The following is a 12,765-nucleotide window of genomic DNA, read 5'->3' as shown; positions in this document are numbered from 1 at the left end:
CTATAGCTTATGATGATTTCGAAAACGACTTACGGATCGGAAAAGCAGCATCTAGTACGCCAATCAAGCTAAGCGGCGGGAACAACAGAAGCGGAATAGCGATAATAACCGGAACCGCCTTGTTCCATTTACGCTGATGCGCAATGTAGAAGAAAAATCCGATCGCTTGAATCGTGAACGCATACCGCATAAGCGGCACCAAATTCATAAGCGCTACGGAGTAGAAGGAACTGCTGTCGCTGGATACGAACATATTCAGAATGTACACGATCAGATAATAGAAGACCATGATTCTTGGAAGCATCCAGTCTTTTGCTTGTGGCATCTTCGGAATATCTTCATTAGAAGCCGCAAGCACTTTGCGGGCGAAATATTGCGAAATGACGGCATACACGAAGGAGATCAGAATGATCGCCTGCGGGATCGAATGAATCATCATTCGAATGAGGGATTCCGTATAATCGCTGTCCCATTCTTTCGGGAGCACCCCCTCCGAGCTCAGGTCATTCACTAATGTACGGACAAATTCACCAATTTGATCAATAAAAGATTGATTCAATACCCCTTCGAATATAAGGAGCTCTGCCAGCAGACAGAATAGAATCGTCAATGTTGTACGCCTTAATATACGCGGTGCTGACGCCCGTTTCCGATACATCTGTCCCATCATCATTGCGGGAATTAAGAAAAATAACGCGATAATTAGAACAGACGGGCCGAGAATAACAGCCGCTATAATCCATACCGGCACAAGATGCAGTAAAAAGGACCGCGTCGACAACGTCGTGTACAACACAACATAAGGCACCATCAGCAGCATCATCGTAAGTATGTTAAATCCAGGTACTGCCAATGACAAAATAAGAAGCAGAGACGCGCCGCTCCATAGAACTGCTTTCATACCGGGCTTACCTTTCAAGCCGTTCACCTCTTGCATACATAATCAATTTACAAACATTCCACATCCCATTATATCATAAAAGCAAAACAGAACACGAACATCCTTTAGTCCGGTACCCATCGCACTTACTTCAAGCCTTCCAGGATCGATAAGGGTACAAACATCCGGCTGCCAATAGAGATAAGAGCCGTCTTCTTGCCAGCAGCCTCAAGCTGATAACCTCGCTCCAGCATAAGTTGTCCTTCGGCAGGTGCTATCTCCGCACCGCTGGTCGAGGGCGGTGGTTGGCTGCTGCTCGTTGCCGTAACGACATGCGTGACTTTATTCCAGACCAGCTTGAAGCCTTGCTGCTCCAAGGAACGGACATCGACGTATGGCGTTCCTTTGTAATCGACAATGGCATATTGCCGGACTCCCCAGCTCCGTTTATCCGCCCCTCCATTGACCCGTACAAACTCGCTTCGGATCGGTTGACCGATATGAACCGATTTATTCAGCTTTCCCTTATCCATGGCAAGCTGTCCGCCGACTAATACATAACGAATGCCGCCTGACAACTGTTCTGGATGCTCAACGGTAGACCGGTCTGTAATCGTCTTATAATCAAAGATGACGATATCAGCATCCATTCCTTTGGCTATACGGCCCTTCTTACGTAAAGCAGGGGCCTGCTTCTCCAGCCGCTGCGCAGGCATCAAGCTCATCTTCATAAGAGCCTCCATTAAAGTAACGACCCGCTTCTCTCTTGCGTACAGCCCTAATGTCCTCGCATAGGTGCCGGAAGCACGCGGATGATTGTTATTGCCCGGTTCCAGAATTGCGTCACTGCCGATCATGACATATGGTGCCTTCAAGGCATCTATCACATCCTGCTCCGGTATCGCATAAGCAACCGCTAGCTTCCCCTCAGCCCGATAACGCCCGAACGTCTCTTCGGTCAGTCGATGATCCGTACCCGCAATTTGCAGATCCTTAAATGTGCTCCGGAATCTCGATTGCCAGCCTTCATCAAACCTGGCCGAGTTCAGGAATGTTCCCCAGTAATCGTAAGGGTAGACGCAGGACGTTATGTCTAGTCCCTGTTTACGCGCAACATCCAGCAGCGCTAGTGACTGCTTCATCGAGAAAGTACCGCCTGTACTATTAATATGATCGATATGAACGGCCGCTCCTGTTTTCTTCGCGTAACCGATCAATTCCTTAAGCGCATCTAGATTAGTACCCGGCTCCTCCATATCGGAGTAACGGGCATGGAAGTAGACAGGTACATTATAGTCATATGCCAGCTTCATAAGCGGGAGAATCTCGGCGGCTGTAATCCCCGGCACATATTCGAGACTGAACGAAATGCCTAATGCCCCGTTATTTAGTGCCTTCTCAGCCTGTTCAACAAGCTGGGTGATCTGATCAGGAAGCGCACTGTCATAGCGGTCGAGTTCATAACGATAGCGAGCCTGCGTGTAAAAGAACGAGGCCCCGAAGTGAACGGGTAACTGCTTCTTTTCATAATACCCGTACCACTCGTCCGGTGTTGAGGTACCACCATGCATGGCAATATTCGTTGTTACTCCATCTGCGATCTTGTTCCAAACACCAAGCGGATTCGGATCGTAGGAAAGATTATCGATAAATCCAGGGGCTACAACAAGCCCAAAAGCATCTATAACTCGTTTACCCTTCAGGGGCTTTGGTGTAACAATAGCAATCTGACCATTGCTAATCCCAACATTCCAACCCTTCTTGTCCAGCTTCGTTTCCGGATTTATGACCCTGCCTCCGGTGATGACCGTATCGTAGACCTTCTCCAGTACCGCTTGACTGACCACTTGTGAGGCTTCCAGGCTCATCATGGCTTGGTACCATCCAGGGCAGCAGGCAATAACAACGATAATCAATAAAACAAAAAGACGGTACCGTTTACGGTTTCCGTCTTTTTGGTGCTCATTCCTATTCATGAAGCGCCTCCTGATGTTAACCCTGTATACGGAAATATTTTCACCTAAACCATCTGAAAATATAGCCTTCTACCGAAAAGAACCAGGAGGAGCTGATTTGTCCTATTCTTTGTTGGTGCAAAGTTTACGCTTCAACCGCAAGCGATGGTGATCCAGGAATAAAAGTCTGGCAATAATCAATAATTTCACTTCTGCGGACGATCCCTATGAAATGTCCCCGGTCGTCTACGACAGGAACAAAGTTCTGTACTTTCGAAAGTGCAATTAGATCCTTCATATCGGCATCGATCCGAACCGAACGATTCTTCATCCGCAGCGGTACATCTATTAGAGATATCTTATGGGCATTCTCGAATGTCACACCTGGTGTATTCTTCATGTACCAGAGTAAATCACCTTCAGTTACCGTGCCGGCATAGCCGCCTTCTTCATTAATAATCGGGACCGCCGAGTAGCGGTGATGCTCCATTTTCTCTAGGGTTTGCCTGAGCGTTGCATCTTGCGTTACCGTTACAACCTCCTGCTTAGGCAGCAGAAAAAACGCAATATTCATCCGTCATTCAACTCCAATCTTTCTTTTGGTTGGTACCGTGAGCTGTTGCTCCACTACTGTAGATTCAATAACTAAGCTGCAGGTTCCTTGTTTTATTGATTAAAAATACGTTTGACATATAACTTTTCGGACATGAATACAATCTTCACGAGAGTTGATATAGAAAGGATGAGATTCGTTCATGTCCAGCGCTTCCTTCGAACCTGATCATTCCTCAACAGGTATAGACCCGAAAGTAGCAGCACTGCTTGCTTATTTCCTTGGCTTTATTACCGGTATTATATTCTTAGTCGTGGAAAAACAGAGCCGCTTTGTAAAATTCCACGCGCTGCAATCCATCGCCGTCTCTGTCGTGTTTATCGTACTTAACCTCATTCTAGGCTTTATTCCCATCATCGGCTGGCTTCTTGGTCTCATTGTGACCCCCGTAGGCTTTATTCTATGGATAGCCCTGATGCTTCTCGCCCTGCAGGGCAAGCGCTTCAAGCTGCCTTATATCGGCGACTGGGCAGAACAGCAATCAAGCAGGTTCTAAAAGCGTCTGGGCAGTTTACCACATCGGTTGCTGCCTTTTTATACTTCCTATGTGTAGTGACCGTTTACGGGTTCAGGAACAAGGTCGCATGACAATACCGTTTGGCGAGCGAATGAAAGTAGGATGTACGAATCGATATGGCTGCAATGAACAGGATATGACGAAGAACCTCGGTCTGCTCATCACTTAGATGAGGCAGTACCTTCAGAAATGGTTCAGAGGCTTCGTGAAGCAATTGCTCCATAACAGCCTCTTTGTCTCGCCTTGCTGCATCTGGACGAGCCATGTCTAGCAGCCGGTAGCCGCTTGCCGCTAGCTCTTCAAACATGGAGGTATAGGAGTTGTACAGCTCCAGCGGACCGATCAGGTCATCGGTCTCATCCTCCGGTTTATTGAATAGCCGATCAAACAGCTTGCGAATAGAGCCGAAATCAAGACTCGACTTCAGGTCATCGATAATAAACAGCAGTGCTGTTTGATTAAGCGAATATTTTTTCCCGACTTTCGGGCAGTCGAAATAAGGCTTGAAATCTCTTTTCACCCAATTTTGCATCGATGTAATCGACATTTGTGAAAATTCTATTAATCCGCCAAGCGCGGATATTTCCTGCAAAGAAAATCCTTTGACCTCTCGCCCTTTAATTAGCTTCACCAAGACTGGTGGAAGTTTCGTCGACAGGAATGCCGGCAAGGACGACCCAGTTTCATACGCATCAAGATGCGACTTCTTCCAGGCCTGCTGCAGAACTTGAAGCGGTTCACAGCAGTTTTGGCCATGCAGCGCGAGCAGCAGATCCGCCATCTCTTTGCGAGTAAGCGTAAAAGCTTCCATGCCGCTTACCTCCTCATATAACCATGTAGCCTAATTACAAGCTCAACTGAACTTATCATACGCCCCTGTAGAGAGCCTTGTAAAGACGAGGTATTTGCCAATAATGTCATGATAGCACCGTATTTTTCGGAATAATGGGGGGTATCGCCCCCGTAACGTAAAATAGCAAGTTTGCAACTGTTAGCTGAAGTTCGTTATAGTAGATCATAGGAACTTATAATATTTCATAAAGGATTGTGAAGAACCGAAATGGACAGTAGTATAGGATTTAATTTGTTTATGATTGCTGTATTAATTGTATTAACCGCCTTCTTCGTTGCAACGGAGTTCGCGATAATCCGCCTTCGTGCCAGCCGCGTCGATCAGCTCGTGCTCGAAGGAAAGAAAAACGCACTTTCCGTACAACGGGTGACAAGCAACCTTGACGCATATCTGTCGGCTTGTCAGCTTGGTATTACGATTACCGCCCTCGGACTTGGTTGGCTAGGCGAGCCTACCGTTGAACGAATTATTCATCCGTTATTCGAGAAACTGGGCGTACACAGCGATTTGAACCATATTATTTCCTTTGTTATAGCATTCGTTGCCGTTACATTCCTGCATGTTGTCATGGGTGAACTTGCTCCGAAGACATGGGCAATTCAGAAAGCTGAGTTTATCAGCTTTGCCGTTGCCAAACCGATTATCTACTTCCACAAGATTATGTACCCTTTCATCTGGGTGCTGAACGGCTCTGCTACTTCCCTGATCCGTATGTTCGGACTCAAGGCTGTGAAAGATCATGAAGAAGCGCATAGTGAAGAAGAAATTCAGATTATTCTTAACGACAGTTATCAAAGCGGTAAAATCAATAACACCGAATATGGTTACGTGAGCCGGATCTTCGCCTTTGACGAGATGCTTGCGAAAGAAATCATGGTTCCGCGTACCGATATGATTTGCTTATATACGAATAACTCGTTAATTGACAATATGGATATCATCCGCAAAGAGCAGTACACCCGCTTCCCTGTTGCAACCGGCAGCAAAGATAATATCGTCGGCATGATCAACACGAAGCAGCTGTTCCTTGAATTCCAGGAGAACAAAGAGTTTAACTTCCAGAAGCTCGTTCATCCCGTTCTTGCCGTATCTGAGGTTCTGCCGGTTAAGACATTGCTTAAACGTATGCAGCAGGAACGTGTTCATATCGCCATCTTGATGGATGAGTACGGCGGTACTTCCGGTATGATTACAATCGAAGATATTTTGGAAGAGATCGTTGGTGAGATTCGCGACGAATTCGATGAGGACGAACGGAAAGAAATCGAGAAGCTGGCTGATAACTGCTACCTGCTGGACGGAAAAGTATCACTTGATCATATTACCGAACTTACTGGGGTTAACCTCGAACAAGATGACGTCGACACGGTTGGCGGCTGGCTGTTTACCGAATTCCAGGATCCGAAGCCTGGTAAAGAACTGCAGTATGAGAATCTGCGATTCATTATTCGTGAGATTGGTAAGCACCGCATTAAGAAGGTTGAACTGATTATTGAAATTGAAGCAGATAATGACAGCAATCATGAAGCCGAAGTTGAAACGGCGTAATCATATAACACACAAAGGCAGCCAAGAGGCTGCCTTTTGTTATGCCTGCTCCCGCTCTTTAAAAGTAAGCTTGAGAAGCGGTGGAGTTATTAGTGTTGATAGAATCACGACCAATACAACCGATGTAAAATACTTCTGCAGCAATAAGCCTGACTCCAGCCCTGCTGCGGCAATAATGAGTGCCACTTCTCCACGTGACACCATTCCTGCCCCAATCGCGATGGAACCACGTCGGTCGAAGCCCGTCATATGCGCCCCTAGCCCACCACCTAACAGCTTGGTAATCGAAGCTACGAGGGTTACGAGCACAATGAAGAGAAGCTGCTCACCTACTCCATCGAAGGTAATATGAAGACCGATACTGACGAAAAATACGGGAACAAATAACGTATAGGCAATTGGCTCAATCTTCGATTCCACTTCAAGCTTATACGAGGTCTGCGATACCGCAATACCTGCAGCAAAGGCGCCGATAATACCTGCGATGCCCATCTCCTCTGCAAAATAAGAAAAGGCAAAGCAGATGATTAGCCCCCCGCTCATGACCGCTTCTGTCACACGTAGTGGAGAGAACCATTTTAGGAAACGAGGCACCAATAGCCATCCCGCTGCAACAACTATAATAAAGAACAAAAGCTTCTTACCGATAAGCAGCCCAATCGATACATCTTGAGCAGGAACAAGAACGCTCATCATAACCGCCAGCAAGACGACTACGATGACATCATCTACAACTGCAGCACCTAGAATGGTCGTCCCCTCACGCGTCTGCAGTTTATTCATTTCCTTCAAGGTTTGCACCGAGATACTGACTGAAGTGGCGCAAAGCAGCAGCCCAAGGAATAACGCTTCATTGTTCGACAAGCCAAACGCTGCAGCAATCGCATAACCGCCTACAAAAGGCAGTATAATGCCGCCAACAGCAACAGCGAACGAGGCCTTCCAATTGCTCCTCAGCTGCTCCAGATCGGTCTCCAGCCCCGCTATAAACATAAGCAGCAGCACACCGATTTCCGAGAAATGTCCGATAAAATCATCCGGCTGTACCCAGTCCAGTACAGCTGGGCCAATAATAATGCCTGCGAGCAGCTTTCCAAGTACAGCAGGCTGCCCCAATCGTACAGACAAGGCTCCTGTAACCTTGGTAGCGAACAATATAATGACCAAATATAAAATGAATACCATTGTTATATGGCGCTCCTTCCTCCATGTATTTAAGCATAACAAAAGGAGCCTGCAACTATGCAGGCTCCCGAAAATAGACAGAAGGAGCCCGCTGTGGCAGGCTCCTCCAAGATAAAGCTTATTTAACTACTATTACGAGTGAACCAGCGAATGGTTCCTTTTCTCGAATAAAACTATTATTTCAAGAACGAGAACAGACCGTTAACATGAGTCAGGTAACGAACGTTACTTGCTTCTTTCATCAGTGTAGCTGCTGTACCTTTCAGTTTCAGCTGGCTAGCACCAATTGTACCGATTGCATCTTTGCGGCCAAGGCTCGCAAGAACACCGGAGTTAACGAACTCGAACGATTTCATTGGGATACCTTTGCCCGATGCGAACAGGTTGTAACCAATGCACTCGCCCATTTGCCAAGCGATTTGTGCACTTGGTGGGTAAGGACGGCCTTCTGGACCCATAACAAACGCGTTGTCGCCAGCAAGGAATACATCCGAGTGGGAAGTCGATTGCAGGAATTCAGTAACCGATGCACGGCCACGGTTTACTTCGATACCACAGTTTGCTACTACAGGGTTACCTGTAACACCGCCTGTCCAAACGAATGTATTCGTTTCGATCGAGCTGCCGTCTTTCAGCATAACTGTGTTGCCTTGAACTTCAGTAACGGCAACACCCATGATCAGGTTAACGCCACGGTCAGTCAGGCTGGATTTCGCACGCTCAAGCAGGTCAGCTGGGAAGCCCATCAGAATGGTTGGACCAGCTTCAATGTTGTACAGCGAGATTTCGCTGCGGTCAACACCATGCTCTGCACACCATTTTGGAAGCATATCAACGATCTCGCCGATCAGCTCGATACCTGTCAGGCCGCCGCCGCCAACAACGATTGTTGCGTCTGCTTTGTTTTTGGATTGCGCATAAGCTGCAATGCGGTTTTGGATATGAGCGCTAACTTGCTTCGCTTCTTCAACCGATTTCAGCGTCAGGCTGTTCTCTTCGAGACCAGGGATGCCAAAGAATGCTGTTTCGCCGCCTAGAGCGACTACCAGTTGATCATATTTCACTGTGCCGCTGCCAGCCAGTTTAACTTGTTTTTTCTCTGGATCGATGTTCTCAACTGTATCAATAACCAGATTAACCGATTTGCCTTTAAGCAGTTTTTCCAAAGGAAGTGCTACGTTTCCTTCGTTAACGCCGCTTACAGCCAGACGATGCAATTCAGTAATGATTTGGTGGTAAGGCGTTTTGTTAATTACCGTGATTTCTGCTTCTTCAGCCGAAATGTATTTACGAGCCGTTAGTGCGCTCAACAGACCGCCATAACCGCCGCCAAGAATTAAAATTTGCTTAGCCATGTTTACCCTCCGCTCTTGTATGATTCCGAATTATACGTTCTTACGCTCAGCCAATACGTTCAGGAACGATTGAGCGAAACGAAGTGTTGCTTGTACTTGTGGATCTTTCAGCATTTTCAGCATGCCAAAGAGACCAATTGTCGAGTTATCGGCTTGTGCACGATCGCCAGCTTCAACTGCTGCGTTAGCAATACCTTTAGTTTTATCAACGATTGGTTGAACGAATTCGCCAAAGCCATGAACCATATCGTTCATCAGAACTTTGTCGTTTGCTACTGTAGTAGCTACATCATAAGCTTTAGTCATAAGCGTCACCAGTTCTGCCAATTTAGGCAGGTGGTTCACCAGTTGAGTCAGCGATTGCTGAATTTCTGGTTGCAGCAGTTGCTCGAGAACGTCCAGTTCACGTACAGAGCCGGATTCTTCAGGTAATTTCGTTACGGTTTCAGACATACGAATGCATCCCTCTTTCCATCAGTAATCGATCAAATGATTTACTTGCATAAGTCGATATTCCACAACTGTAAATTTAAAGTGAAATTATTCACAATGAAGCTCTAACATCATCGCCGACTTGTATGCACGAACTACATCTTATTGTATTCCTCTTGCGTCAAATGATCAATTCCTATTTTTATGAAAACACGAAAAAAGCCCATCGAGACGTTAGTCTCAATGGGCTTCTTACTACTTACTACTCAGTTGTGTACGGCAGCAATGCTACTGTACGTGCACGCTTGATAGCAACCGTCAGCAGACGTTGGTATTTCGCGCTAGTTCCAGTTACACGACGTGGCAAAATTTTGCCGCGCTCGCTGATAAACTTTTTGAGCAGATCAGTATCTTTATAGTCAATGTGAGCAATTTTGTTCACAGTGAAGAAACATACTTTACGGCGTTTGTTGCGTCCGCCTTTGCGGCCGCCGAATTTGCGTTCTGGACGCTCTCCGTCTCCGCCTTCTCTTTGCTTGAAGCTCATTCGAACCCATCCTTTCGATTAAAATGGCAAGTCATCTTCTGATATATCGATCGGTCGACCGTCATCCGAGAACGGATCACGGCTGTTGTTGTTGTTACGTGGAGTACTAGGCCGGCTTCCGCCGCCGCCGCCGTTACCGCCGCCATAAGGAGCGTTACCACCGCCGCCGCTTAAAGATCCTCCGCTGTTGTTGTTGCTTCCGGCATAACTGCCACTTTCTTGCGGAGCTCCGCCTTCACGGTTAGATTCCAAGAAGCGAACGTTATCGGCAATAACTTCCGTCACATAGACGCGTTTACCTTCGTTGTTCTCGTAGTTACGCACTTGAATGCGTCCTTCTACCGCTGTTAAGCGACCTTTACGCAAGTAATTGGCGCATGTCTCAGCCAACTGCCGCCAAGTTACGACCGGAATAAAATCCGCTTCGCGCTCGCCCTGACCGCTCGTAAACGGCCGGTCTACTGCTATCGTAAATTGCGTAACTGCTACACCTGCTGGTGTATAACGCAATTCGGGGTCTCTTGTTAATCTGCCAATCAGTATTACACGATTCAACATCGCCTTTGCCTCCCAATCGAACATCTAGCGTGGATTAAGCAACGTCTCTGACGATCAAGCTACGGATAACTTCATCCGTAATTTTCATGATGCGGTCAAGTTCATTAACAACTTCTGTCGTTGCATTGAAATGAACCAGAACGTAGTAACCATCACGAATCTTATTGATCTCATACGCAAGACGACGTTTACCGATCACATCTTGCTTTGTGACTTCCCCGCCATTGTTAATGATGCCACTGAATTTGTCGACGATGGCTTGAACGTTTTCTTGCTCAACATCCGGACGAATGATGTACATCACTTCATATTTGCGCATTGTGTTTCACCTCCTTTTGGACTAACGGCCCCTTTAAGGGGCAAGGAGCGAGATTATTACTCGCATCTACACAGTATAGCAAATAGCCTATACCTTGACAAGTCATTCGGCACTCCCGATTTCTACCTTTCATGACCCTGCCCTCTCCGGTTCATAATAAGAATCGGACAAGGAGGTGAACGAATATGGGTGAATGGACATTGTTTTCTCCCGGCGATCACGCGCCAAACGACGGCACCTATATAGAATCGGGCGTCAATTCCTACCATATGGGCATTAACAACCCGAAGAAGGTTGAACTCAAACGTGGACAAAGATTCCCAGAGACATCAAACCATGAACGTAAGTGGAAACGAATGGCTCACTAAATTTTTTATCAGAGCGCGAATAAGAACTTAAACCTTCGGACATTCTAATTATCGACGGTGAAGAGAGGTGTGGTTCCATTGAACCTTTGTGGTGCAAGGGCTACTAGAGAATTTAACTACTCATTCACAAAAGAAGCGAGGCGTTGTGCTAAATACACATTACTGTAAATTCACGATCGGATAAGCGATGAAGCATTAGTGGAATTGTGTACCGATCTGTGAGGATTACAACCTGGTTTTCTGTCCGTATTGATGTGTGAATTCATCGAAACTTACAACACCGTCGGAAGAGGGGCTCGCGAGAGTCCCTCTTTTTATTATTTAAAGCTGCCCTTGCTCGCCAGCAGCCTTCCTACATATACTCCGCTTGCTGCCGCCTGAGATAAAGAATGGGTAGTGCCTGAACAATCCCCTATTACATATAGTCCTCTTACCGTTGTCTCGAACCTGTTGTTTGTCTCAATGGACGGTGAATACAGCTTTCCATCGATTGCATATAGGATCGTATCTTGGTCGATTGGCTCCCCGAGCAGCTTCTCCAGTGCTTCTAGGAATGCTAACGTCACTGCAATATAACGTCCAGGAACCTCTTGCCTCAGATCTGCAAATTCCGCCTCCAGTGTTGGCCTGATCGTTCCACTGCCTGGTTCGTTACTCGCCATACTCCCTTCCCGTAGAGAGCCTAGCCTTTGAGCGGCAATTCGATTGCGAGCTCGATTAATTCGACCGACTGTATCGCGGAAATAGACGTCAGCTTCCTCTAAAGTCGCAAATCGATTCGGAATAAACAGAGTGAAATTAAGGTTGGAAGATCCCTCTTCCTTCTCCCGATAATTTTGTCCGTCTGGCATCGCCAGCCCCTCCTGAAGCTTTAGCACGACCATGCCCCGAGGATTCATACAATAGGTAGTGGCTGTATAATCTTCGCCTTCAAAGCTGAGCTTTGTCTCGAAGGAACTCTTCAACAGGTTATCCAACTGATTACCACGCATTTCGATTCGAAGTCCCAGATCTACTCTGGCTTCTCCCCGTCCAATCCCAAGAGACTGGCATTGTTTGGACAACCAGTCGTTCCCGCTTCTGCCGGTTGCGATAATAACCTGCTCCGAGTCAATAATGATTCCATCAGGTAACATAACAGCGAATCCACCGCCATCCTTCGGTGTGATGCTTGAAGGCTCCGCATCAAATTGCATGTCGATCCGGGACTTTAAATAAAAAAACATCTCATGTAGGACATGTTTTGATAATTTCGTCCCCAGGTGCCTGGTTTTGGTAGACAGAATCCCGAAGCCGGATGCTATCGCTCGACTTGCAAGTTCTGGATCATAAGTATGATAAAGCTCTGCCGCACTTCCTCCGTGCCTGCATAATATAGCATCTACGCCTTCCATAAGCCGCAGAGCAGCATCATAGCCTGTTTTCCGCTCCAGCTCTCCACCAAAGTCATTCGTGAAGTTATACTTGCCCTCAGACAAGCCTAAACCGCCAAAGCCTATATAGCTGTCGCTTCGCTCTTCCAGCCTCTTGCCCTTATCAAGCAGTAGCACCTTCAGTCCGCTGGCGGCAAGCTCATACGCAGCAAAGATTCCACTGACACCTGCTCCTATAATAGTCACATCATAACGAGTCATT

At 46.8% G+C, this 12,765-nt stretch carries 14 protein-coding genes; 3 read left to right on the top strand and 11 right to left on the bottom strand.

Features of this window, described 5'->3' with window-relative positions; genetic code table 11:
- Positions 1-7: 7 nt before the first annotated feature.
- The 3 genes from AC0YNT_RS08150 to AC0YNT_RS08140 form a co-directional block, all read right to left on the bottom strand.
- Entirely contained in the window at positions 8-928 is a 921-nt protein-coding gene (locus AC0YNT_RS08150; protein ID WP_341805922.1) for a DUF2232 domain-containing protein, read from the bottom strand.
- 98 nt (positions 929-1,026) lie between these two features.
- Positions 1,027-2,856, bottom strand: coding sequence for an amidohydrolase family protein (locus AC0YNT_RS08145; RefSeq protein WP_475804113.1), 1,830 nt, complete (start codon positions 2,854-2,856; stop codon positions 1,027-1,029).
- Between the two features lie 124 nt (positions 2,857-2,980).
- Positions 2,981-3,409: a CBS domain-containing protein gene (locus AC0YNT_RS08140; protein WP_167281244.1), complete on the bottom strand. Its 429-nt coding sequence runs from the start codon at positions 3,407-3,409 to the stop codon at positions 2,981-2,983.
- Positions 3,410-3,590: 181 nt separating this feature from the next.
- Between AC0YNT_RS08140 and AC0YNT_RS08135 the strand changes: the two genes are divergently transcribed.
- A complete protein-coding gene (locus AC0YNT_RS08135) occupies positions 3,591-3,944 on the top strand; it encodes a DUF4870 domain-containing protein (RefSeq protein ID WP_475804112.1) in 354 nt (117 codons plus the stop codon).
- A 64-nt stretch (positions 3,945-4,008) separates the two neighbouring features.
- Here the strand turns inward: AC0YNT_RS08135 and AC0YNT_RS08130 are convergent, their stop codons facing one another.
- Entirely contained in the window at positions 4,009-4,776 is a 768-nt protein-coding gene (locus tag AC0YNT_RS08130; RefSeq protein ID WP_475804111.1) for a DUF1836 domain-containing protein, read from the bottom strand.
- Positions 4,777-5,025: 249 nt separating this feature from the next.
- On the opposite strand from AC0YNT_RS08130, the gene AC0YNT_RS08125 reads away from it, so the two are divergent.
- The gene (locus AC0YNT_RS08125; RefSeq protein WP_475804110.1) at positions 5,026-6,366 is read left to right on the top strand and encodes a hemolysin family protein; all 1,341 of its coding nucleotides are present in this window, start codon (positions 5,026-5,028) and stop codon (positions 6,364-6,366) included.
- A 39-nt stretch (positions 6,367-6,405) separates the two neighbouring features.
- Here AC0YNT_RS08125 and AC0YNT_RS08120 read toward each other — a convergent pair whose 3' ends face one another.
- The 6 genes from AC0YNT_RS08120 to rpsF form a co-directional block, all read right to left on the bottom strand.
- Positions 6,406-7,551 carry a cation:proton antiporter gene (locus AC0YNT_RS08120; protein ID WP_475804109.1) on the bottom strand — a complete coding sequence of 382 codons (1,146 nt, stop codon included), beginning with the start codon at positions 7,549-7,551 and terminating at the stop codon, positions 6,406-6,408.
- Positions 7,552-7,727: 176 nt separating this feature from the next.
- A complete protein-coding gene (locus AC0YNT_RS08115; protein ID WP_167281239.1) occupies positions 7,728-8,906 on the bottom strand; it encodes an NAD(P)/FAD-dependent oxidoreductase in 1,179 nt (392 codons plus the stop codon).
- Between the two features lie 30 nt (positions 8,907-8,936).
- Complete coding sequence (locus AC0YNT_RS08110) at positions 8,937-9,359, bottom strand: DUF1641 domain-containing protein (RefSeq protein WP_167281238.1); 423 nt, start codon at positions 9,357-9,359, stop codon at positions 8,937-8,939.
- A 241-nt stretch (positions 9,360-9,600) separates the two neighbouring features.
- The gene (gene rpsR, locus AC0YNT_RS08105) at positions 9,601-9,885 is read right to left on the bottom strand and encodes a 30S ribosomal protein S18 (protein WP_167281237.1); all 285 of its coding nucleotides are present in this window, start codon (positions 9,883-9,885) and stop codon (positions 9,601-9,603) included.
- A gap of 18 nt (positions 9,886-9,903) precedes the next feature.
- Positions 9,904-10,443, bottom strand: coding sequence for a single-stranded DNA-binding protein (ssb, locus tag AC0YNT_RS08100; RefSeq protein ID WP_167281236.1), 540 nt, complete (start codon positions 10,441-10,443; stop codon positions 9,904-9,906).
- Between the two features lie 34 nt (positions 10,444-10,477).
- Complete coding sequence (gene rpsF / locus AC0YNT_RS08095) at positions 10,478-10,762, bottom strand: 30S ribosomal protein S6 (protein ID WP_015847812.1); 285 nt, start codon at positions 10,760-10,762, stop codon at positions 10,478-10,480.
- A 185-nt stretch (positions 10,763-10,947) separates the two neighbouring features.
- Here rpsF and AC0YNT_RS08090 point away from each other — a divergent pair, with 185 nt between their 5' ends.
- Positions 10,948-11,130 carry a YjzC family protein gene (locus tag AC0YNT_RS08090; protein WP_167281235.1) on the top strand — a complete coding sequence of 61 codons (183 nt, stop codon included), beginning with the start codon at positions 10,948-10,950 and terminating at the stop codon, positions 11,128-11,130.
- Between the two features lie 317 nt (positions 11,131-11,447).
- Here the strand turns inward: AC0YNT_RS08090 and AC0YNT_RS08085 are convergent, their stop codons facing one another.
- A complete protein-coding gene (locus tag AC0YNT_RS08085; RefSeq protein ID WP_475804108.1) occupies positions 11,448-12,764 on the bottom strand; it encodes an NAD(P)/FAD-dependent oxidoreductase in 1,317 nt (438 codons plus the stop codon).
- Position 12,765 lies beyond the last annotated feature (1 nt).

Source organism: Paenibacillus sp. J22R56, from assembly GCF_056269375.1.
Note: the sequence above shows the minus strand (reverse complement) of the source record. Positions and strands in the feature narration are given on the sequence as shown.